This window comes from Cricetibacter osteomyelitidis, from assembly GCF_004340985.1.
Classification (GTDB): domain Bacteria; phylum Pseudomonadota; class Gammaproteobacteria; order Enterobacterales; family Pasteurellaceae; genus Cricetibacter; species Cricetibacter osteomyelitidis.
Map to the genome: position 1 here is coordinate 226,296 of NZ_SLYB01000001.1, position 21,903 is coordinate 248,198.

Sequence of the window (21,903 nt, forward strand, 5' to 3'; positions counted from 1 at the left end):
CTAAAAATTGAGATTGCAGAGCAATCCGTTAAGATGAAATAAGTGTCGTTCTATTGCGAAAGGGAAGCGATCATTTGGTGTAACGGTGAATGATTCAATCCTTTAGCAATAAAACCGGTAAATTTTTCAGGTTTCACAGCGAAAACCGCTTGTGCATCTTTTTTATTATCAAATTCGGCAAACACACAAGCACCAGTGCCGGTCAATCTTGTCGGTGCGTATTTTACCAACCAGTTAATGATCTGTTCAACCTCTGGATAATGATTTCTCACAATTTTTTCACAATCGTTTGCGTATTCCGAATTGATTAATTGTTCTAAACTCCGTTTCGGGGTATTTCGTGTTAAATTTGTATCGGAAAAAATAACGGCGGTAGAAATGGCAATATCGGGTTTTAAGACCACATACCATTTTTCTTCAGGTTCGCATGATGTAAAGATTTCGCCTGCGCCCTCGGCTAATGCGGATTGACCATGTACGAAAATCGGCACATCAGCACCTAATTGACGACCTAATGTTGCCAGTTGTGCAAGGGATAAATTGGTTTGCCATAAATAATTTAGTGCAATTAACACAGTAGCGGCATTAGATGAACCGCCTCCGATACCGCCGCCCATCGGCAGAATTTTATCTAACTCAATATCCGCACCTAAAGGGCAATCGGTATATTGTTGCAATAATCTTGCCGCACGATAAATTAAATTTTGTTCTAAGGATAAATTGGGAATATCCGGGGTAAGATGAATATTGCCATCATTGCGGACATTAATCGTCAGCCAATCACCATAATCGAGAAACTGAAATAATGTTTGTAATTCGTGATAACCATCAACACGTTTGCCGTTAATATATAAAAACAGATTCAGTTTTGCCGGACTGGGAAACCGATTTTTAGGTTGGTTTCTCTGAGAAAGTGCGGTAGAAAAATGATAAGTTTTCATTCCTTAAAACTTCCATTTATCTATGCGGATTTTTAAGGTTTGATCTTGACTTTTCAACAAGATATTTTGCGGCATTTTCGGTTGCGTATTGTCGTTATAAGTCAAATAATCTGCAGTCCAGGTTTGGCCGTCAATCGGGTAGTTGAATGTGGCAAGTAAATGATTTTCACCGATTTCATAAGCGGCATGTTCATCCGGCTGACCTTTCAACCATAAAGCGAATTGTTCCAAAGGAAAATCCATTCCCACAATTTCACGTAATAATAATTTGGCATCCGCTTCCGTGCGTTGACGGCCTTTATTATCGGAAATCGTCAAACCGCGAGCGTGCATATCAAGTTGTAGTGTGGAACTGCTAATGGTGGAGGACAATTTTAAGCTATAAGATTTCGGATTATTGTAATGCCAGTTAAATTGAGTGGAAAAACGTTCTTTGCTATTGATATACCCCAATTGACCGCTGGCGGAATACGCGTTAATTTTCTTAATTTCAGCAAGATGAGTTTTCCAAACCGGGCTCGATTTATCAATATATTTCACATTAGTCGGACGTTGCTCATCGAGCGTACAAGCACTGAGAATCAAGCTGAGTAAAGTAACGGAGCATAAATTGCGTAGTTTTAACATAATTTGAGAATTTATTTTATTGCTGAAAATTCGAGACGATATTTTACCGAATTAATACCACAAAATGCAAGGAATTAAAATGGAGTGTCGTTATCATAATTCAATTTCTAAATCGCTTTCCACCTGACAACAACATAATAAGATCTCATCAGCTTGAATAAAGGCTAAAGGTGTTTCTTTGTAAGAGACTTTTCCTTGTTTGATTTTAACCCGGCAAGATCCGCAGTAACCGCTTCGGCATTGATATTCGTGATGAATACCTTGTTGTTCAAGATTTTCGAGAAGGGAAGTAGTGCCATTGTGTTCAATGGTTTGTCGGCGCTTTAGCAGATGAATTTTGTGGATATTCATAAAAATAATAAAAAATGACCGCACTTTTGTAAATTTTAAACAAAAGTGCGGTAGATTTTTCTAAAGTTTACAGATCGAAATCACCGAAATCGTCGGTGTCTACTTTAGAATCAATTTGACCGACCAGATAAGAACTTACTTCCACTTCCTGCGGTGCTACCTGCACATTATCGGAAACCAACCACGCGTTAATCCAAGGAATCGGATTGCTACGTGCGGCAAACGGTAATGGTAAGCCTACTGCCTGCATACGGATATTGGTGATATATTCTACATATTGCACCAAAATATCTTTATTTAAGCCGATCATTGAACCGTCTTTAAATAAATAATCCGCCCAGTCTTTTTCTTGCTCTGCCGCAGCCACGAATAAATCATAAGCTTCTTGTTTACATTCTTCTGCAATTTCAGCCATTTCAGGATCATCTTGACCGGCTGCCATAATATTTAAAATATGTTGTGTACCGGTTAAGTGCAAGGCTTCATCGCGGGCGATAAATTTAATGATTTTCGCATTACCTTCCATTAATTGGCGTTCTGCAAAGGCGAATGAACAGGCGAAAGAAACGTAGAAACGGATAGCTTCCAAGGCGTTTACGCTCATTAAGCATAAATATAATTGACGTTTTAAGTTGCGTAAACTTACTACACATTCTTTGCCGTCCACAGTATAGGTGCCTTCGCCGTATAAGCTGTAAAGCTGGCTGTCGCGGATTAAATCATCGTAGTAGGCGGAAATATCTTTTGCCCGTTTGATGATTTCTTCGTTGGTGACGATATCGTCAAATACGATGGACGGATCGTTCACAATATTGCGGATAATATGGGTATATGAACGAGAGTGAATGGTTTCGCTGAACGTCCAGGTTTCGATCCAGGTTTCCAATTCAGGAATGGATACTAACGGCAACAACGCCACATTCGGACTGCGCCCTTGAATGGAATCCAACAAAGTTTGATATTTTAAGTTGCTGATAAAAATATGCTTTTCGTGTTCAGGCAAAGCAGCGTAGTCGATGCGATCTTGCGATACATCCACTTCCTCCGGACGCCAGAAGAAAGACAGTTGCTTTTCAATCAGCTTTTCAAAAGTTTCATATTTTTGTTGATCGTAACGAGCAACGTTGACGTTTTGACCAAAGAACATCGGTTCTTTTAGTTGATCGTTTTTGTTTTGCGAGAAAGTGGTATATGCCATATTTTTTCCTTAAATGTGAGAAAAAGTGCGGTGGATTTAAAAAAAGTTTTTTTAATTAAACCGCACTTTTATTGATTAAATCTTACAAGCCCCGCCGGCACAGCTGTCATCGAGGTCGTCTTGACCGTCATCGGCACCGTCGCGGGTGTTTTGGTAATACAAGGTTTTTAAACCGTATTTATAAGCGGTTAATAAGTCTTTTAACAACACTTTCATCGGTACTTTGCCGTCCGGGAAGCGTTGCGGATCGTAGTTGGTATTAGCGGAAATTGCCTGATCCACGAATTTTTGCATAATGCCAACCAAGTGCAAATAACCGTCCATATTCGGAATATCCCATAATAATTCGTAGTTTTCACCCAGGTTTTCATAATCCGGCACGACTTGTTTTAAGATACCGTCTTTTGAGGCTTTCACACTGATATGACCGCGTGGCGGTTCGATGCCGTTGGTGGCGTTAGAAATCTGTGACGATGTTTCCGACGGCATTAATGCGGTTAATGTGGAGTTACGCAAACCGTGGGTTTGAATATCCTTACGCAGACTTTCCCAATCTAAATGCAACGGCTCTTTGGTTAAACCGTCGATATCTTTTTTGTAGGTATCAATCGGTAAAATACCTTTGGCATAAGTGGTTTCATTAAAGTATTCGCACGGGCCGAGCTCTTTGGCTAAATCCATCGAGGCTTTCAATAAATAATATTGAATGGCTTCAAAAGTGCGGTGGGTTAAATCGTTGGCGGAACCGTCGGAATAACGTACACCGTTTTTCGCTAAATAATAAGCGTAGTTAATCACACCGATACCGAGCGAACGGCGACCCATTGAACCGCGATAAGCTGCTTTCACCGGGTAATCCTGATAATCCAATAAAGCATCCAAACCACGTACTGCAAGTTCAGCCAAGCCTTCTAATTCATCCAGGTTTTCTATTTTACCCAAGTTAAAGGCAGAAAGTGTGCATAAAGCAATTTCACCTTCTTCATCGTGGAAGTGGGTAAGCGGTTTAGTTGGTAGGGCGATTTCCAAACATAAATTGGATTGACGCACCGGGGCTACTTCCGGGTCAAACGGTGAGTGGGTATTACAGTGATCCACGTTTTGAATATAAATACGACCGGTGGAAGCACGTTCTTGCATTAACAAAGAGAACAATTCAACGGCTTTTATTTTGCGTTTACGAATATTCGGATCTTGTTCGTATTTGGTGTAAAGGGCTTCAAATTTATCTTGATCCGCAAAGAACGCCGTATAAAGTCCCGGTACGTCGGACGGACTGAATAAGGTAATATCTTCGCCTTTAATTAAACGTTGATACATAGTTTTATTTAGCTGCACGCCGTAATCCATATGACGTACACGGTTATCCTCCACACCACGGTTGTTTTTTAACACCAAGAGGCTTTCTGCTTCCAAGTGCCAAATCGGGTAGTAAACCGTCGCCGCGCCGCCGCGTACACCGCCTTGAGAACAGGATTTTACCGCTGTTTGGAAGTGTTTATAAAACGGAATGCAGCCTGTATGGAAAGCTTCACCGTTGCGGATCGGACTGCCCAAGGCACGGATCGCACCGGCATTGATACCGATGCCCGCACGTTGCGATACATATTTAATAATTGCCGCAGAAGTAGCATTAATAGAATCCAAGCTATCGTCGCACTCGATCAATACACAGGAACTGAATTGACGGGTCGGGGTACGCACGCCGGCCATAATCGGAGTAGGCAAAGAGATTTTAAAGGTTGAAGTTGCATCGTAGAAACGGCGTACATAAGATAAACGGGTTTCCTGCGGGTATTTGCTGAATAAACAGGCCGCCACCAATAAATATAAGAATTGAGCGGATTCGTAGATCTCACCGGTAACGCGGTTTTGCACCAAATATTTGCCTTCCAACTGCTTAACGGCAGCATAAGAGAAGGTCATATCACGCCAGTGATCAAGATAACCGTCCATTTCATCCCATTCTTCGCGGCTGTAATCGGTGAGCAACGCTTCATCATATTTGCCCATACGTACTAATTTTTTCACGTGATCGTATAAACGCGGCGGATCAAAATGACCATAAGCTTTTTTACGCAAATGGAATACTGCCAGGCGGGCAGCTAAATATTGATAATCCGGCGTATCTTTGCTGATCAAATCCGCGGCGGCTTTAATAATGGTTTCGTGAATATCTGAAGTACGAATCCCTTCATAAAACTGAATATGGGAACGCAATTCCACTTGGGATACGGACACATTTTCCAAGCCTTCTGCCGCCCACGTAATGACACGGTGGATTTTATCAAGATCGATGGGTTCCATTTTGCCATCGCGTTTTGTAACCATTAGTTTGTTGTTCATTAGCCTTGCTCTACCTTTTTCTTAGTTATTATTCCATAATCCAAAACACAAGATATGGGTTAGAATTTTAAGTTGAGTACAAGATAAAGGATATTTATAAAAATTCAAGCAATAAATTTTTTTTAATATTCTTGACATCAAGTAACTTATTTAGAAATATAGAAAAAAGATCTTTTAAGATAAATTTAAGGACATCTGATGTTTTTGCAATACCAATCTCAAAACCCGTTAACCCCAAGTGCGGTCAAATTACAACTTGATTTATTGAAGCAATGGGAATTAGAACGCTTTGAAGCCGCCGATGTATATGATTTAATTGAAAATCGTACCCGATTTTATGATCATTTATTAATAACATTGTGGCAGTTTTTTCAATTGGATCAGGAGCCTGATCTTACATTAATTGCCGTGGGCGGTTATGGTCGCAAAGAAATGTTTCCTTTATCGGATCTGGATTTTCTGATTTTAAGTATCAATAAACCGAGCGAACCGATTGCTCGGAAAATCAGTGAATTTGTGCAATTTTTATGGGATTGCCGTTTAGATGTGGGGCAAAGCGTTCGCACATTAAATGAATGTATGGAAGTGGGAAAAGCAGATATCACCGTGGCGACCAACTTATTGGAAAGCCGATATTTATGCGGAAACCGACCGCACTTTGAACAGTTGGATAACGCTGTTCACAACACGCCGGATTTTTGGCCGATAAAAGCCTTTTTTGATGCCAAAATCCAAGAACGCACGGAACGTTATCAACGTTATCATAACACCGGCTACAATCTTGAGCCGGATATCAAATACAGCCCCGGCGGTTTGCGGGATCTGCATTTGCTCTATTGGATTGCCTTACGCCATTCCCGGGCGAAAACCTTGGACGATATTTTAAACAGTGGGTTTATTTATCCGCAAGAATATGAATCATTGCTGAAAAGTCAGTCATTTTTGTTTCGCACTCGCTTTGCCTTACATTTGATGTTAAAACGCTACGACAACCGATTATTATTTGATCGTCAACTGAAAGTTAGTGAAATGTTGGGCTTTACCGGTCAAGGTAATCAAGCAGTTGAAGCGATGATGAAGCAGTTTTTTCAATCGTTGCAAGCTATTTCTTTATTAAGTGATATGCTGGCGAAGCATTATCAAGAAAACTTTTTGAAGCCTGCCGGTGATAAAAGTGCGGTGAAAATTGACGAAAATTTTGAATGTATCGATCAAATGATCTGCTTGCGAAATCCTAAGTGTTTTGTGCAACAACCGGCGACGATAATTGATTTATTTTTGCATTTAACAGCACACCTGGATTGGGAAATTCATTCGTCAACCCTAAGACAATTACCGCTGGCTTTGACCCAATTAAAAGAAAAACTTAGTAATTTACCGGCTGCCCGCATAAAATTCTTACTCTTGCTGGCTCAACCCAACGCCATTGCTCGAGCATTAATGCCAATGCACCGTTACGGTGTCTTGACCGCATATTTACGTAAATGGCAGGGTATTGAAGGTCTAATGCAGTTTGATTTATTTCACAATTATACGGTGGACGAACATACCTTGCGGGTAATGGCCAAATTAGAGTGTTTTCTTGATTCGCAAACCATGGAACAACACCCCGTTTGTTGTGAAATTTTCCCGAAAATCGACCGCACTTTATTGTATTTAGCCGCGTTGTTTCACGATATCGCAAAAGGTCGCGGCGGTGATCACGCGGTTCTTGGCGCGGTGGATATGCGAGATTTTGCCGAACGACACGGCTTTAATGAACAGGATACGGAACTGATGGTGTGGCTGGTAGAACAGCATTTATTGATGTCTGTTACCGCCCAACGGCGGGATATTCACGATCCGGAAATTATCCGTGATTTTGCCGATAAAATAAAAACGCAAAAACGTTTGGACTATCTCATGTGCCTAACGGTAGCGGACATTTGTGCCACCAATGCAACTTTGTGGAACAGTTGGAAGCGGTCTTTATTGGCAAGTCTGTATCAGTTCACCACCCGTCAGCTTCAGCAAGGTACGGAACATTTGTTGGATCAAAAACAAGAAGCCAATGAGCATCGTAAACAAGCTTTGAAATTGTTAGCACATATAAATCCGGAAAAAATCACCGCACTTTGGGCTCGCTGTCCCGATGACTATTTCTTACGCAATACCGCTAAACAAATCGCGTGGCATACGGAATTGTTGTGTGAAAGTCACAATGAGATTTTAGTGAAAATCAGCAACCGCTTTTCTTTGGGGGGAACGGAAGTATTTGTGTATTGCCCTGACCAACCGAATTTATTCAATAAAGTGGTAAATATTATCGATGCCAAAAACTTCAGTATCCATGATGCTCAAATCATCACCAGCTTAGACGGCTATGTGTTGGACAGCTTTATTGTGACAGAGTTAGATGGCACATTAGCCAAATTCGACCGACGTCGAGCCTTAGAGCAAGCCTTGTTAGAAGGTTTATCCGGTGAGAAAAAAGTCACACGGGCAAAAAAATACAAAACCAAATTGCAGCATTTCCACGTTGCCACCGAAGTACAGTTCTTAAATACGGAAAAATCCGATCAAACGGAATTGGAAATCATCACCTTAGATAAAGCCGGATTATTGGCGGATATCAGTGATATTTTCACGGAATTAAATCTGAATTTGCTCAATGCCAAAATCACCACCAACGGCGAACGAGCGGAGGATTTCTTTATTTTGACTAATCAGTTCAATGAAGCATTGACTGTAGAGCAAAGAGATGTGTTGGAGCGGAAGTTAAAGGATATTTAGCGTTCGGTTTGCCGGTTCATTGAAATACGACGGCCGGCGTGGTTATCAGGGGGACGGACTTTGCTAGGTATTTCAAAGCGGATGGGTTTACCAAAGGTGCTCAGCATATCAATGGTATCGAGAGTCGTTTTGGAGCTATGTCAGGCATCGTCCGATACAATTTAAAGGCGTGGTAAAGCATACGTTTTACTTGTATTTGAAAAAGACGAAGTTTTGCTTTAATCACATGCATGTTGGTTTGTATAAGATACTGTTAAAAATGTTATGAAATCCTCCTTTAAAATGAATTTTACTTCCTAAGCCCCTTTTTAATAAAATAAAGTCCCGCCCCGATGAGAGTTGAATAACTTTGTTGTTGTGCAATACTGATGTTGAGATCATGTTGCGGAAAAGTCGCATAACTTTCCATTTTTTGCTTAAGTACGACGAGATCCTCATCCTTAAGATAGGGGGCAATTTTTCCACCTAGAATAATATCCCTTTCGAGCAAAAGATAAACCGCATTAAGTCCTTTTGCCAGGTTGGTTAAAAAAATGTCCCAACGTTGCTGATAATGAAAATCTTTTTGTCTTAGTTGTGCAAAGAATTGTTCTTCGCTTTCATTTTTTTGCAATAATGCCGAGAGTGAACAATAAGTTTCTAAGCAGCCTTTTTGTCCGCAATAGCAAGCATTGCCGTTGTCATAGATTTGCAAATGTTCAAATGCGCCGGCAAAACCGTTTTTACCGAGATCGATCTGATTATTAATAATATGTGCACCACCCAGATGTTCGCTGATAAACACATAAATTGCATCATTAAGATATTTGGCTTTCCATAATTCGGCGGTAGCGGCACATTTTACGTCGTGAAAAAGCATTACCGGTAAGTCGAAATGGTTATCTAAGGTCGGAATGTCAAAATTGTCAGAAGGAAAGGCTTTGCTGTATAGCATTGATTTGCCGTCTTTGGCGGCAATACCTTGTACGGATAATCCGATTCCAAGAATTTGTGATTTGGCATACCGACTTTCGGTAATAAATTGATCGATAGCTTGTATCAGCGTTAATGTATAGGATTGTTCCTCGATAAAGGTAAACTCGCTGTTTTTTTGCAGCATGATTTCACCGAGTAAGTTGAGTACGGCGCATTTTATTTGCGTATTTTGAATTTCTACCGCAATAGCGATATGTGCATCTTTCACTAGTTCATAAGCGATCGCCGGTCGTCCGCCCTGCGATTCTAATTGCCCACATTCTCTAATTTTTCCTTCCTTGTTCAATTTACCGATATTATTTACTACCGTCGGTAAACTTAGATTTAAAAATCGGGCTATTTGTTGTTTAGATACTTTATCGTATTGAAAAAATAATCGGTAAATGTTTTGATAATTGTTTTGTTTAATATCTATGATGGTATTCATTTGGCTAATTCGCTTTTTAAAACTCGCTAAATTTTGTGAATCATATCACAAAATTGATAAAAAGTTCCCTTTTATTAAATCCATTTTATAAAAGTCTCTTGCAAATAAGAATAAGCAAGAGTATTTTAAAGCTACTTTTATAAAGTTATTTTATAAAAGATGGTTAAAAAACAGTTTTAAGGAGAAGAAAGATGGGTATTTTAGAAAAAATGCGTTTAGATGGTAAAACCGCTTTTGTAACGGGTGGTGCAAGAGGTATTGGTAAAAGCGTGGCAACCGCGTTTGCACAAGCCGGAGCGAATGTAGTGATTGCTGATTTCGATATTGTTGAAGCGGAAAAAACCGCTACGGAAATTATGACGGTAGAGAAAGTAAAAGCCATTGCAGTGAAAACGGATGTCACCGATCCTGCTAGTGTTGAAAATTTAATTGCGGTGATCAAACAGGAATTTGGCAAATTAGATATTGCCTTCTGTAATGCGGGGATTTGTATGAATATTCCAGCCGAAGAGATGACCCTTGAACAGTGGTCAAAAGTGATCAATGTCAATCTTACAGGCGTATTTTTAACTGCACAAGGGGCAGGAAAATTGATGATTGAGCAAGGTACAGGCGGTTCAATTATCAACACAGCATCAATGTCAGCTCATATTGTGAATGTACCACAACCACAATGTGCATATAACGCTTCCAAAGCAGGGGTGATTCAATTAACCAAATCGCTTGCTATCGAATGGGCGAAGCACAATATTCGTGTGAATAGTTTAAGCCCGGGTTATATCGGTACAGAACTCACCTTAAATTCCAAAGATTTACAGCCACTCATTAAAGAATGGAATACGATGGCACCAATGCACCGCTTAGGTACACCGGAAGAATTGCAATCAATTTGCGTATATTTGGCTGGTGACACCAGTAACTTTACCAGCGGTTCTGATTTTATTGTGGACGGTGCGTTCACTTGCTTCTAATCCTTTGACACTATCCATTCTCTCAATGGATAGTGTTTCACTTCATATAGGAAAATCAAATGAGTAACAGTGCAAAAAATATCATTGAAAATGGGCTGACTTATTTAGGGATTGAATTAGGTTCGACACGGATCAAATCCGTTCTGATTGATGAAAAGGGAAATATAGTTGCCAAGGGTAGTTTTGAATGGGAAAACCATTTCGTCAATGGGAGCTGGACTTATCCACTGGACGAGGTTTGGCAAGGGATTGCTGCCTGTTATCGTGATCTTTGCCTCAATGTACAGCAACAATATGACACGCCACTCACGCAATTAGCAGGGCTTGGTGTAAGCGCGATGATGCACGGATATATTCCGTTTGATAAAAACGATAATCAGCTTGTCGAATTTCGTACTTGGCGTAATAACACTGCTGCCGAAGCCGCCGATATTCTTACCGAGCGATTTCAGTACAACATACCTCACCGTTGGAGCGTTGCTCACTTGTATCAAGCGATACTAAATCAAGAAAAGCATACCAAAGAGATTGCTTTTTTCACCACCCTTGCCGGCTATGTTCATTGGCAATTAAGTGGTGAAAAAGTACTTGGTATTGGCGATGCATCAGGTATGTTCCCAATTGATGCGGCAACCCACGATTATGATCGTGTAATGCTTGCCAGTTTCAATCAATTGGTTGCAGATCAGCATTTCGATTGGAAACTTGCCGATATTCTACCAACCGTGCTAGTCGCAGGTGAACAAGCGGGTAAATTAAGTGAAAAGGGGGCGAAATTACTTGATCCAACAGGGACATTGCAAGCAGGCTGTGTGATGTGTCCGCCGGAAGGCGATGCAGGTACGGGAATGATGGCAACCAACAGTATCAAAGTGAAAACCGGTAACGTATCCGCTGGTACGTCAGCCTTTGCAATGGTGGTATTAGAAAAACCTCTTTCTCAACTTTATCGTGATTTAGATATGGTAACTACCCCAGCAGGTGACCCTGTAGCAATGGCACATTCGCAAAATTGCAGTTCCGATCTCAACGCATGGATACAACTGTTCAATGAGGTGTTACGCAGTTTTAACTGCAATGTGAGCAGTGAAGCACTTTATGGCACATTATTTGAGCAAACACTTAATGCTGATCCAGACAGTGGCAATTTGCTTTCTTACTGTTTCTATTCGGGTGAACACGGGGTAGATTTGATGATGGGCTGTCCGTTGTTCTTGCACCCTGCAAAAGCCAATTTTAGTCTTGCTAATTTTATGTTGGTGCAACTCTATACCGCTTTCGGTGCAATGAAATTAGGTATGGATACACTCACCAAAAAAGAGCAGGTCAAAATTGATAAGATTTTTGCCCACGGTGGCTTATTCAAGAGTAAAGCGGTGGCACAACAAGTGCTTGCCAATGCCATTGATGTGCCGGTGGCAGTAATGGAAACTGCGAGTGAAGGCGGAGCATGGGGGATTGCATTACTTGCCGCTTATGTTGGTATAAAAGCAAACAAAACTGACCGCACTTTGGGGCAATATCTTGATCAAGAGGTTTTTGTTCACTCGCAAGATAATATCGTGCAACCGCAAGCGGAATGGACAGCAGGCTATGAACGCTTTATTCAGCGTTATCAAAATGGCTTACCTATCGAACGGCTAGCTGCGGATTTTGCCAATCGATAATAGTGAAATGAGGTATGAATGCCTTGCAAAATACCTCATTTTAAATTACTTACTTCCTAATTATTGAGGAGTTTTTATGCGAACACAAAATGTCTGGCTAAAACGGATTGGATACGGTTTTGGCGATTTCGGGTGTAATCTTGTATTTAGTACGATGGCATCTTACTTAATGTTCTTCTATACCGATGTATTCGGCATTGAGGCGGCTGTGGTCGGAACAATGATGTTATCTACCCGTTTACTTGATGCCTTAACTGATGTGTTAATGGGCTTGGTGGTGGATCGCACCAAAACTCGTTGGGGATCAGGTCGCCCTTATTTTGTTATCGGTGCGATTCCGTTTGCTATTTTTACTACATTAACTTTCTATGTGCCGGATTTCGGCACTGCGGGCAAAATTGTGTGGGCGTATGTTACTTATATTATGTTATCTTTTGCTTACACTGTGGTAAACATTCCGCTCAACACCATTGTGCCACGCCTCACTTCCGATGTGAATGAACGCAACATTTTAGTTGCAAGCCGTATGATTTGTGCATTACTTGGTACGACCGTGGTAATGGGGATTACTCAACCGTTAGTGGATTTTTTCGGACAAGGTGATTACAAACAAGGCTACTTAATCACAATGACCATCTACGGTTTATTGGCAATGTGTATTTTCTTTTTCACCTTTACTCAAACCGAAGAAGTTGTACCGCCAACGGTAGTTCGCACTGAAAAATCTTCCGTATGGGACGATTTTCGTGGCTTAACCGCACAAACATGGATTTTAGTATTAGTCAATTTCTTCTACTTTGGATTGTTTGTTGTACGTAACACCTCAGTGATTTACTACTTCACTTATAACTTAGAAAGTACCAGTTGGCTTACTTTCGTCGGTTTCTTCGGTATTTTATCGGGGTTACCAATCCTATTATTGCTCCCTCGCTTACAAAAAGCCTTTACACAACGTACGCTCATTATTGCTTGTTGTTTACTCTATCTCGGGGGCGATGCTATTGCGTATATAGGTAAAGATTCATTAACACTACAACTTATCAGCCTTGCCATCACAGGCTTGGGTATGTACGGTATTTTCGGTGTAACTTTCGCTATTCAGCCTGATGTGATCGATTATTCTGAATTTGAGAAAAACCGCAGCATTCCAGGTATGATCGCTTCAATGCAAGGTTTCTTCGTGAAATTTGGTATGGGTGTGGCAGGATTGGCAATTGGTTATATCTTAGAAGCCGGTGGCTATATTGCAAACGTGGCACAAAGCGAATCCGCCTTAACCAGCATTGAAATCTGCTATATCTGGCTCCCTGCATTTATCAGTGTTTGCATTATTGGCTTAATGTCTTTCTACAAATTGGATAGCTTACGTGGTGAAATGACCCGTGTGCTAGATTTACGCAGAAAACAACTCGCTTACGCACAAACTAACTAAGGAGTCATCTATGAATCTATCTTTTGCTGTTCCTATGTCGGGCAAATTGTTAGCACTTAACCAAGTGCCGGATGAAAATTTTGCAAGTAAAGTCTTAGGTGATGGATTTGCCATTCAGCTTGATGGCGAAGTGGTGGTCAGCCCATTTGATGGTATTGTTATTGCCGCATTTCCAACCGGACATGCCTTTATTATCCGCCGTGATGACGGTATGGAAGTGTTAATTCATATCGGATTAAATTCCGCGGGTAAACCGAAGGCTTTCCGCATGCAAGTGGAAAAGTACGCTCAAGTTAAACAAGGCGATGTGCTGGTTTATGTAGATAAAAATAAATTAGGAGATTCTCCGGAAGAGCTTATTTCACCAATCGTATTCGCCAATCCCGATATCAAAATTACGCTAAATAATGAGAATCAGCATATTTTTGTTCGAGATACAGAATCCATTCAAGTTAAGTTATAACTTTTTTAAAACTGATATTTAAAATTAAAGTGCGGTCGAAATTTTCAAAAATTTTTGACCGCACTTTCGTTGCTTAAAAGTATTATATGTCTATTCTTACACCGCACTTAGCACTTTCATAGACTTTTTCAATTAACGATAGCACAAACGCCGCTTGTTCTGCGGTGACAATCAAATTGCCGTTATTTGTCAACACATCATAAATATTATCGTAATAAGCCTGATAATTGCCGGTGATAGTCGGGTATTTTTGACGGATGATTTTATCATTGATTTCCGTGTGTAAAATGCCCCAATGTTCATCGCTTTCCACATTCCAATCGCCCGCAGGTTCTGTGCCGGCAATCAGCAATGCTTCTTGATTGTCTATGGTTTGTTTGATGTAAGAACCCAGCTTGCCGTGCAGTGCAACATGCGGTGTGTTTTCACGGCTGTATTTGCCGGCACACATCACCACGTTTTTATCGGGATAATAGAAAGTGATGCGGAAATTATCATCGTTTAAAGCACTTTTATGTTGATAGCGGACATCAGCATAAAGTGCGGTAGGTTTGCCGAATAAATCAATGACCTGATCCATTAAATGTACGCCTAGATCGTAAACCAATCCTACGCCTTGTTCGCCGGTTTCTTTCCATGCTTTTACATTTTTGCTTTTGGCGTATCGGTCAAAACGGATTTCATAATCCACAATCTCGCCCAACAGATTTTTTGCGACGATTTGTTTCACTGTTAATGTGCCGTTATCCCAACGGCGGTTTTGATATACCGACAGTGTCACATTTTGCTGTTTGGCTAACAATGCCAGCTCTGAAGCTTGTTTCGCAGTAATTGCCAGCGGCTTTTCCACAATCACATTTTTGCCTGCGAGAATAGCTTGTTTAGCCATTGGGTAGTGAGTAGGGTTGGGCGTGGTGATGATCACTAAATCAATATCATTTGTTAAAAGTGCGGTAAAATCCCGCACAATTTCTACGTAATCATATTTTTCTTTGGCTTTTTCCGTGCTGCGTTCCAACACTTTTTTAATTTGAAAACGGGGATCACGGTGTAAAAACGGGGCATGAAATGTGCGAGCCGACATTCCAAAGCCCGCAATTCCTACATTGATAATTTTATTCATTATTTTTTTCCTACAAGTTCGATTAAATATTCGGCTGGCATGGCTTGGATTTTTCGCATACGGTACACCAATAATATTGCTGCACAGGTAAGACTGACGATAAAACCAATCCAGAAGCCTTCAGCCGCTAAATGGGGAACGATAAAATCAGTCATTGCCAACGTATAGCCTAAAGGCATGCCGATAATCCAATAACAAAATAAAGTGATGTATAAAATGGCTTTGGTATCTTTGTAACCGCGTAACGCACCACCGACAACCACTTGAATTGTATCGGAAAATTGATATAAGGCACAAATTAACAGCAACATTCCCGCCATTGCAATTACTTCCGGATCTGTCACGAAAATAGAGGCGATACTGGTGCGGAATAACACTGTAATTAAAGCCGTCACCAATGCAATAGAAAGCCCTACGGCAATGGCTACATAAGCTGTTTTCTTCGCATTGTCTGCCGATTTTGCACCTAAATTTTGCCCTACTAAAATTGTGGTTGCCATTCCTAACGACATCGGTAACATAAAGATCAGAGAACTGGTATTTAAGGCGATTTGATGACTCGCCACCACATTAGAGCCCAACGGCGATAAAAACAGGGAAGTGAGAGCAAATAAGGCAACTTCACAACATAATGCCACAGCAATCGGGAATCCGAGTTTTAGTAGTTTTTTCAGCGTTTTCCAATTCGGTTTTTCGATAATTTGTTCGAAGATTTTCAGATCTCGTTGATTTTCCGCTTTAATACAATAACCGATCATCATAAAACACATTGACCAATTCACAATTGCCGTTGCAATGCCGCAACCTACCGCACCAAAAGCAGGCACACCGAATTTGCCGTAGATAAAAATATAATTTAACACGATATTAAGCAATAAACCGATAATGGTGATCACCATTGCGGGCTTGGTTTTGGCGATACCGTCGTTTAAACAACGGAAATTTATCATTAGCAAATAAGCGGGCAATCCCCAAATCATTGCCTGCAAATAACGAATGGTAATATCAGCCAATTTGTCTTCCATCTGCATAAAATGAATAACTTTGTCGCTGTGAAAAATCATTAATCCCAAGGGAATCATCGCGGCAATCACAATCCAAATGCCCTGACGTACTTGATGGGCAATGCGTTTGCGTTGTCCTGAACCGTTTAAATAAGAAATCGTCGGCGGCAATGCCAATAACAAACCGTGACCGAATAACACCAGTGGAAACCAAATGGAGGCTCCCACGGAAATTGCCGCCATATCTGCCGAACTCACCCTACCGGCCATAATGGTGTCTACCAATCCCATTGAATTTTGAGCAATTTGAGCAAATAAAATCGGCAGAGCGATAGCGATTAATTTTTTTGCCTGTTGATGATAATCAAGAAAGTGAAAGCTGGTTTTCATAAATATTCCGAATTACGTTATAATGAGAAAAATTTTATTAAAAATAAGGAGAACACAATGTTTACCGGAATTGTGCAAGGTACGGCTCAAATTCAACACATTATTGAAAAAGCTAATTTTAGAACACACACCGTAAAATTACCACAAGAATTACTGGATGGTTTGGAAATCGGGGCTTCGGTGGCGAATAACGGAGTTTGTTTGACGGTGACAGGAATCCACGATGATTTGGTGGATTTTGATTTAATGACAGAAACGTTGAAAATCACCAACTTAGGCGGTTTAAAAAAAGGGGATTTTGTCAATATTGAGCGGGCAATGAAAATGGGTGATGAAATCGGCGGGCATATTCTTTCCGGTCACGTTTATTGCACGGCGGAAGTCAGCGAAATCATTTCTTCGGATAATAATCTGCAAATTTGGTTTAAACTGCCGAATCAAGATATGATGAAATATATTCTCACCAAAGGATTTATCGCCATTGACGGTATCAGCCTGACTATCGGTGAAGTGAAAGGTGATACTTTCTGTGTGAATTTAATTCCCGAAACTTTGCACCGTACGTTAATCGGCAAAAGAGCGGTGGGATCTTTGGTAAATATTGAAATCGATCCGCAAACGCAAGCCATTGTGGATACGGTGGAGCGGTATTTGGCAATGAAAAATGAGTAATATTGAGATGTTTTACTTGTGCAGTAAATGTCGTAAGGCATTTTCTAATTTTTCAAATTCAAATATAAATCCGCTTTCTGATAATTTGTTTGGTACAGCCTGTACGCTGTCCAATAACAAGTAAGCCCGTTCGCCAAATACGAGTTTCAATGCAAATGCCGGAATGGGGAGAAAGTGCGGTCGGTTTAAGCATTTTCCTAAGATTTGATTAAATTTTCCATTGCGTACCGGATTTGGGGCGGAAAAATTAAATGCACCTTGAGCAGTAGGATGGTGCAATAAATGAATAATGCCGTTCACCATATCTTGCAAATGGATCCAAGACATAAATTGTGTGCCGGAACCCAGTTTGCCACCCAGTCCCCATTGGTATAAGGGCAGGATTTTTGTCAACATACCGTCACTGTGGCTTAAAATATTTGATGTGCGGATGAGGCAAACTCGACCGTTTGCCTGTAATGCCTGTTTTTCCCATTCGACACAAAGCCGGGCAGTGAAGCTGTTTCCACTTGGATGAGATTCTGTGACGGCATTATCACCGCAATCACCATAAAATCCCACCGCAGAGGCGGAAATAAAGATATGTGGCGGTTGTGTGGCTTGATTGATTTTTTCCGCTAATGTACGGGTGAGATTGATACGGCTGTCCCATAATTTTTGTTTTTGCGTTTCTGTCCAGTAGTGATCAAAAATCGGTTCGCCTGCCAGATTGATCACAGCATCAAATTGAGAAAAATCCATATCAAGATGGGTAACGACATCTACTTGGCTACTTAATATTTGTTTGGCTTTATCAATAGAACGAGAAAATGCGGTGATTTTATCGGCATTTTTTAGCAGTCGGGCGGTTAATGCTCGCCCTACCATGCCGGTTGCTCCGGTTATTAAAATATTCATAAAAATTACTCACCATCTTCACCTTTTATGAGGCCGTTTCTAAAAAACGTTGTTTTTTATCACCGCACTTTTTGATTATCAAGTTGATTACAAGGATGTTTCAAATAACACTTTGATATTTTTCATTATTTGATGAATATCCTGCGTTTTGGTCGGTGTGATAAAAATTGTATCGTCACCGGCGATCGTACCTAAAATACCTTCGGATTTGCCGATGGAATCCAGCAAGCGGGCAATTAACTGTGCCGCACCGGGACTGGTTCTAATTACAATTAAGGCATCATTATGGTCAATATCCAACACTAAATTTTTCAGCGGACTGCTGGTGTTCGGCACGCTGAGTTCGTTCGGTAGGCAATATACCATTTCCATTCGGGTGTTGCGGGTACGTACCGCACCGAATTTGCTGAGCATGCGAGACACTTTGGATTGATTGATATTTTCAAATCCCAATGCCTGCAACGCCGTTACAATTTCCCCTTGCGAACCGTATTTTTCTTGTGCTAACAAGCCCTTAAATGCGGAGATCAGATTGTCTTGTAGTTTGGTTTCCGTGTTCATTTTATGTTTTTTATCGAGTTTAAATGAATAAATTGTGCATAAAAATTCATAAAAAGTAAATGGATTTTTATTAAGACAATCGTTCTCTCAACGCAATTTTATCGTGACAAGTTTTGATTTTTTCAAAAAGTACGGTGGCTTCTGCATATTCTTTTTTCAAATAACCGAGCCATTGTTTGATACGGGCAACGTGATAAAAACCGGTATCATGAATATTTTCCAGATGAGCATATTTTTGTAGTATAGGCAGAATATGAGCCCACGGCAATTTAGCGTGATTATACTTTAATACTAGGCTGAGATTGGGGATGTTTAATGCTCCGCGACCAACCATAAGATCATCACAACCCACGGTTTTTAAACAATCTTGTCCGTCTTGCCATTGCCGGATTTCGCCGTTGGCAATGACCGGAATGGTCAGTTTTTGGCGAATTTCGCCGATTTTTGCCCAATTAATGCGATCAGCACGATAACCGTCCGCTTTGGTTCTGCCGTGGATGGCAATTTCATCGGCACCGCCTTGTTGTACCGCATGGGCAATATCAAAAGCGAAATCCGTGGAATCCCAACCTAACCGCACTTTTACACTGACGGTTTGCTGTTGCGGCACTGCGGCACGAATTGCTTTGGTGGCTTGATAAATCAATTCCGGTTGTTTAAGCAGCATTGCACCGCCATTACTGCCATTAACCGTTTTTGACGGACAGCCACAGTTTAAGTCAATTCCGTAGGATCCTAATTCTATGGCTCGTTGTGCATTTTCTGCCAGCCACTGCGGATGTTGTCCTAATAGCTGCACGCGTACCGGTGTGCCGGACAGGGTTTTGCCACCGTTTTCCAATTCAGGGCAAAGACGGTAAAACACTTTATTCGGCAGTAGCTGATCGACCACGCGGACAAATTCGGTGATACATAAATCGTATTGATTAATTTCAGTAAGCAGCAGGCGTACAGTGGGATCCAGCACGCCTTGCATTGGAGCGAGAATTACACGCATTTTTTATCAGGTCGTGCAATGTAGAAAATCACTAAAGCTGTGATTGCACCAAGCGTATCGGCCAGAATATCTTTTTGAGCATCCCAAATATCGCCTTGTGAACCTAAGAAAGAAATACCCGCATCACCGCCTTCAATTACAGCGTATTGCCATTCGATTAATTCATAGGTGGCTGCAACGCTCATGATAAAAAATAGGGCGAAAAATCCGGCTAAAATCGGGCCGCACAATTTGCGGCGGAGCAACCATTCCGCCATTGGGAAACTGTAAAAACCGATAATATAATGTGCTACGCGGTCAAAGTGATTGCGGTTTTCACCTAAAATCGGACCCAGCAATTTATTTGCCCAGTCGAATGGCACGAATTCAAAGGTATAATGTGCACCGATTAAATGCAAAATCATCCATAAGCTCATTAAAAAATAAGCTAAGTTGCTGAATTTAAAAAGAGGATAGGTGATAACCAATAATCCGAATACAATAAAAATCGGTAAAACTTCCGCATACCATACCGCTCTTGAATGGGGTTCAATACCGGACCAAATGGAAACAGTAAGGATTACTAAGCCGATAAATAAGGCAAATTTATGTTGCTGCATTATTTCCAACCTTTTGATTTACAAATTAAATCATAAGCAGCTTGAATTTGTTGGGCTTTTTCTTTTGCCATTTCTAACATTTCTTCCGGCAGACCTTTTGATACTAATTTATCCGGGTGATGTTCGTTCATCAAGCGGCGATAAGCCCGTTTCACCACTTTTTGATCGTCGGAAGCGGTTACACCTAACACTTTATAGGCATCATCAATGGTCGGACCGGATGATTGGCGATAACCGCCGTAACTGCCGTTTTGTTGATAGCTGCCTTGGTAGTTGCTTTGTTGCTGATATTGTCCTTGTTGTTGGTGATAAAATCCACCGCGGGCAAATTGTTGCGAAGCATAAACCATTGCCAGCATTTGCTCGAATTGCATACGGGACATACCCAATTCTTCCGCAATGGTATAAAGCACTTCTTTTTCACCGCGTTGCAATTCACCATCGGCAAAGGCCGCTTGCACTTGAATTTCCAAGAACATCCGCAATAAATCGCTACGTTGGCCGCAGCCTAAACGAAATTCACGAATTACCTGGCGAATGGGAAAATCCGTCGCTTTTCCGCGATTAAAGGCCTCTTGAGCCAAACGACGGCCGTTATCGTCCAAATTCATTTGGTTCATTAAACTGGTAGCAAGGCGGATATCTCCCGTCGTCACCTGCCCCTTTGCCTTAGCCAAATGCCCTAGCACGGCGAAAGTGGTTTGCATAAATAACGATTGGCGGGTTACAGGCTTTTTGAAAAAAGACGAATTGACACTACCCAATTCGTATAGTTTTTTATCTGCCATATGTCCTAAAATCACACCGGCAATAGCACCGAAAATACTGCCGGTGACACGATAACCGATAAAAAAGCCGAGAAGTTTGCCGATAAAATTCATTTCATTTCCCTAATTAATAAAAATTGCATTATTTTAGCCTAAATATAGACAAAATCCTATTTATCAAGTTCAAATTTCATAAAACTCAAGGGGTAAACCGTCAGGATCTTTAAAAAAGGTAAATTTACGGTCGGTTAATTCATCAATACGAATAGGTTCCGCTTCTACATTATTTTCTTGCAAATATTTTACCGCACTTTCCACGGATTCCACTTTAAATGCCAGATGACGCAATCCGCAAGCTTCCGGTGTGGTAGGGCGTGCCGAGGGATTCGGAAAAGAAAACAACTCAATTTGACTGCCATCTGCAAAACGTAAATCCAGCTTATAGCTGCTTCGCAAAGTGCGGTAGGTTTCCGCAATAATTTCCGCACCGAGTATCTTGGTGTAAAACGCTTTGGATTTTGCATAATCGGAAACAATAACGGCAATATGGTGAAAACCGAGAATAGGGGATTGATTGAAATTCATATTATATTATCTCCATTAAAATATTGGCGTTATTAAATAGTAACAATATGAAGAAAATCAATAAGTTGAAATAACTGTGCTGAATAAAGTTTAGTTTGTCATTATATGAAGGGGCGAATGCCGCCCCTTAAATCGTTG

20 protein-coding genes and 1 pseudogene are annotated in these 21,903 nt (G+C 40.9%); 7 read left to right on the plus strand and 14 right to left on the minus strand.

Annotation, left to right across the window (positions count from 1 at the left end; translation table 11 throughout):
- Window positions 1–50 precede the first annotated feature (50 nt).
- The 5 genes from ispE to nrdA form a co-directional block, all read right to left on the minus strand.
- Complete coding sequence (gene ispE, locus EDC44_RS00980) at window positions 51–941, minus strand: 4-(cytidine 5'-diphospho)-2-C-methyl-D-erythritol kinase (RefSeq protein ID WP_131974444.1); 891 nt, start codon at window positions 939–941, stop codon at window positions 51–53.
- Window positions 942–944: 3 nt separating this feature from the next.
- A complete protein-coding gene (lolB, locus tag EDC44_RS00985) occupies window positions 945–1,568 on the minus strand; it encodes a lipoprotein insertase outer membrane protein LolB (RefSeq protein WP_131974446.1) in 624 nt (207 codons plus the stop codon).
- 93 nt (window positions 1,569–1,661) lie between these two features.
- The gene (gene yfaE / locus EDC44_RS00990; RefSeq protein WP_131974448.1) at window positions 1,662–1,919 is read right to left on the minus strand and encodes a class I ribonucleotide reductase maintenance protein YfaE; all 258 of its coding nucleotides are present in this window, start codon (window positions 1,917–1,919) and stop codon (window positions 1,662–1,664) included.
- Window positions 1,920–1,986: 67 nt separating this feature from the next.
- Window positions 1,987–3,117 (minus strand): class Ia ribonucleoside-diphosphate reductase subunit beta, encoded by a 1,131-nt coding sequence (gene nrdB, locus EDC44_RS00995; protein WP_131974450.1) that lies wholly within the window; start codon window positions 3,115–3,117, stop codon window positions 1,987–1,989.
- Window positions 3,118–3,192: 75 nt separating this feature from the next.
- On the minus strand, window positions 3,193–5,463 hold the full coding sequence (nrdA, locus tag EDC44_RS01000; protein WP_131974452.1) for a class 1a ribonucleoside-diphosphate reductase subunit alpha: 2,271 nt from the start codon (window positions 5,461–5,463) through the stop codon (window positions 3,193–3,195).
- A 198-nt stretch (window positions 5,464–5,661) separates the two neighbouring features.
- On the opposite strand from nrdA, the gene glnD reads away from it, so the two are divergent.
- Both glnD and EDC44_RS13125 read left to right on the plus strand, forming a co-directional pair.
- Entirely contained in the window at window positions 5,662–8,235 is a 2,574-nt protein-coding gene (gene glnD, locus EDC44_RS01005) for a bifunctional uridylyltransferase/uridylyl-removing protein GlnD (RefSeq protein WP_131974454.1), read from the plus strand.
- A gap of 28 nt (window positions 8,236–8,263) precedes the next feature.
- A pseudogene (locus EDC44_RS13125) lies at window positions 8,264–8,503 on the plus strand (IS1595 family transposase); the annotation flags it as partial.
- A 21-nt stretch (window positions 8,504–8,524) separates the two neighbouring features.
- Here EDC44_RS13125 and EDC44_RS01010 read toward each other — a convergent pair.
- A complete protein-coding gene (locus EDC44_RS01010) occupies window positions 8,525–9,637 on the minus strand; it encodes an ROK family protein (protein ID WP_131974456.1) in 1,113 nt (370 codons plus the stop codon).
- A 191-nt stretch (window positions 9,638–9,828) separates the two neighbouring features.
- On the opposite strand from EDC44_RS01010, the gene EDC44_RS01015 reads away from it, so the two are divergent.
- The 4 genes from EDC44_RS01015 to EDC44_RS01030 all read left to right on the plus strand — a co-directional run bounded on the left by EDC44_RS01015 (window position 9,829) and on the right by EDC44_RS01030 (window position 14,170).
- Window positions 9,829–10,608, plus strand: coding sequence for an SDR family oxidoreductase (locus tag EDC44_RS01015; RefSeq protein ID WP_131974458.1), 780 nt, complete (start codon window positions 9,829–9,831; stop codon window positions 10,606–10,608).
- A 59-nt stretch (window positions 10,609–10,667) separates the two neighbouring features.
- Window positions 10,668–12,275, plus strand: a complete 1,608-nt coding sequence (locus EDC44_RS01020; protein WP_131974460.1) for a xylulokinase — start codon at window positions 10,668–10,670, stop codon at window positions 12,273–12,275.
- A gap of 76 nt (window positions 12,276–12,351) precedes the next feature.
- Window positions 12,352–13,707, plus strand: a complete 1,356-nt coding sequence (locus tag EDC44_RS01025) for an MFS transporter (RefSeq protein ID WP_131974462.1) — start codon at window positions 12,352–12,354, stop codon at window positions 13,705–13,707.
- Window positions 13,708–13,717: 10 nt separating this feature from the next.
- Complete coding sequence (locus EDC44_RS01030) at window positions 13,718–14,170, plus strand: PTS sugar transporter subunit IIA (RefSeq protein WP_131974464.1); 453 nt, start codon at window positions 13,718–13,720, stop codon at window positions 14,168–14,170.
- 82 nt (window positions 14,171–14,252) lie between these two features.
- Here the strand turns inward: EDC44_RS01030 and EDC44_RS01035 are convergent, their stop codons facing one another.
- Both EDC44_RS01035 and EDC44_RS01040 read right to left on the minus strand, forming a co-directional pair.
- On the minus strand, window positions 14,253–15,293 hold the full coding sequence (locus EDC44_RS01035; protein WP_131974466.1) for a Gfo/Idh/MocA family oxidoreductase: 1,041 nt from the start codon (window positions 15,291–15,293) through the stop codon (window positions 14,253–14,255).
- The gene (locus EDC44_RS01040) at window positions 15,293–16,687 is read right to left on the minus strand and encodes an MATE family efflux transporter (protein WP_131974468.1); all 1,395 of its coding nucleotides are present in this window, start codon (window positions 16,685–16,687) and stop codon (window positions 15,293–15,295) included. Before EDC44_RS01040 ends, EDC44_RS01035 begins: the two co-directional genes overlap by 1 nt.
- Window positions 16,688–16,744: 57 nt before the next feature.
- On the opposite strand from EDC44_RS01040, the gene EDC44_RS01045 reads away from it, so the two are divergent.
- Window positions 16,745–17,359 carry a riboflavin synthase subunit alpha gene (locus EDC44_RS01045; RefSeq protein WP_131974470.1) on the plus strand — a complete coding sequence of 205 codons (615 nt, stop codon included), beginning with the start codon at window positions 16,745–16,747 and terminating at the stop codon, window positions 17,357–17,359.
- A 12-nt stretch (window positions 17,360–17,371) separates the two neighbouring features.
- On the opposite strand, the gene EDC44_RS01050 is transcribed toward EDC44_RS01045, so the two are convergent.
- From EDC44_RS01050 to gloA2, 6 genes are all read right to left on the minus strand, one after another.
- Window positions 17,372–18,256, minus strand: a complete 885-nt coding sequence (locus tag EDC44_RS01050; protein ID WP_131974472.1) for a TIGR01777 family oxidoreductase — start codon at window positions 18,254–18,256, stop codon at window positions 17,372–17,374.
- 87 nt (window positions 18,257–18,343) lie between these two features.
- Window positions 18,344–18,817: a transcriptional regulator ArgR gene (argR, locus tag EDC44_RS01055; protein WP_131974474.1), complete on the minus strand. Its 474-nt coding sequence runs from the start codon at window positions 18,815–18,817 to the stop codon at window positions 18,344–18,346.
- Between the two features lie 70 nt (window positions 18,818–18,887).
- Complete coding sequence (gene dusC / locus EDC44_RS01060) at window positions 18,888–19,814, minus strand: tRNA dihydrouridine(16) synthase DusC (protein ID WP_131974476.1); 927 nt, start codon at window positions 19,812–19,814, stop codon at window positions 18,888–18,890.
- Window positions 19,805–20,413 carry a DUF2238 domain-containing protein gene (locus EDC44_RS01065; protein WP_131974478.1) on the minus strand — a complete coding sequence of 203 codons (609 nt, stop codon included), beginning with the start codon at window positions 20,411–20,413 and terminating at the stop codon, window positions 19,805–19,807. The genes dusC and EDC44_RS01065 overlap by 10 nt, the downstream gene beginning before the upstream one ends.
- Entirely contained in the window at window positions 20,413–21,294 is an 882-nt protein-coding gene (gene djlA / locus EDC44_RS01070) for a co-chaperone DjlA (RefSeq protein WP_131974480.1), read from the minus strand. The genes EDC44_RS01065 and djlA overlap by 1 nt, the downstream gene beginning before the upstream one ends.
- 69 nt (window positions 21,295–21,363) lie before the next feature.
- Window positions 21,364–21,765: an SMU1112c/YaeR family gloxylase I-like metalloprotein gene (gene gloA2 / locus EDC44_RS01075; RefSeq protein WP_131974482.1), complete on the minus strand. Its 402-nt coding sequence runs from the start codon at window positions 21,763–21,765 to the stop codon at window positions 21,364–21,366.
- Window positions 21,766–21,903 lie beyond the last annotated feature (138 nt).

Coding starts and splice junctions, on each gene's coding strand:
- ispE (WP_131974444.1), bottom strand. CDS start 941: ATGAAAACTTATCATTTTTCTACCGCACTTTCTCAGAGAAACCAACCT.
- lolB (WP_131974446.1), bottom strand. CDS start 1,568: ATGTTAAAACTACGCAATTTATGCTCCGTTACTTTACTCAGCTTGATT.
- yfaE (WP_131974448.1), bottom strand. CDS start 1,919: ATGAATATCCACAAAATTCATCTGCTAAAGCGCCGACAAACCATTGAA.
- nrdB (WP_131974450.1), bottom strand. CDS start 3,117: ATGGCATATACCACTTTCTCGCAAAACAAAAACGATCAACTAAAAGAA.
- nrdA (WP_131974452.1), bottom strand. CDS start 5,463: ATGAACAACAAACTAATGGTTACAAAACGCGATGGCAAAATGGAACCC.
- glnD (WP_131974454.1), top strand. CDS start 5,662: ATGTTTTTGCAATACCAATCTCAAAACCCGTTAACCCCAAGTGCGGTC.
- EDC44_RS01010 (WP_131974456.1), bottom strand. CDS start 9,637: ATGAATACCATCATAGATATTAAACAAAACAATTATCAAAACATTTAC.
- EDC44_RS01015 (WP_131974458.1), top strand. CDS start 9,829: ATGGGTATTTTAGAAAAAATGCGTTTAGATGGTAAAACCGCTTTTGTA.
- EDC44_RS01020 (WP_131974460.1), top strand. CDS start 10,668: ATGAGTAACAGTGCAAAAAATATCATTGAAAATGGGCTGACTTATTTA.
- EDC44_RS01025 (WP_131974462.1), top strand. CDS start 12,352: ATGCGAACACAAAATGTCTGGCTAAAACGGATTGGATACGGTTTTGGC.
- EDC44_RS01030 (WP_131974464.1), top strand. CDS start 13,718: ATGAATCTATCTTTTGCTGTTCCTATGTCGGGCAAATTGTTAGCACTT.
- EDC44_RS01035 (WP_131974466.1), bottom strand. CDS start 15,293: ATGAATAAAATTATCAATGTAGGAATTGCGGGCTTTGGAATGTCGGCT.
- EDC44_RS01040 (WP_131974468.1), bottom strand. CDS start 16,687: ATGAAAACCAGCTTTCACTTTCTTGATTATCATCAACAGGCAAAAAAA.
- EDC44_RS01045 (WP_131974470.1), top strand. CDS start 16,745: ATGTTTACCGGAATTGTGCAAGGTACGGCTCAAATTCAACACATTATT.
- EDC44_RS01050 (WP_131974472.1), bottom strand. CDS start 18,256: ATGAATATTTTAATAACCGGAGCAACCGGCATGGTAGGGCGAGCATTA.
- argR (WP_131974474.1), bottom strand. CDS start 18,817: ATGAACACGGAAACCAAACTACAAGACAATCTGATCTCCGCATTTAAG.
- dusC (WP_131974476.1), bottom strand. CDS start 19,814: ATGCGTGTAATTCTCGCTCCAATGCAAGGCGTGCTGGATCCCACTGTA.
- EDC44_RS01065 (WP_131974478.1), bottom strand. CDS start 20,413: ATGCAGCAACATAAATTTGCCTTATTTATCGGCTTAGTAATCCTTACT.
- djlA (WP_131974480.1), bottom strand. CDS start 21,294: ATGAATTTTATCGGCAAACTTCTCGGCTTTTTTATCGGTTATCGTGTC.
- gloA2 (WP_131974482.1), bottom strand. CDS start 21,765: ATGAATTTCAATCAATCCCCTATTCTCGGTTTTCACCATATTGCCGTT.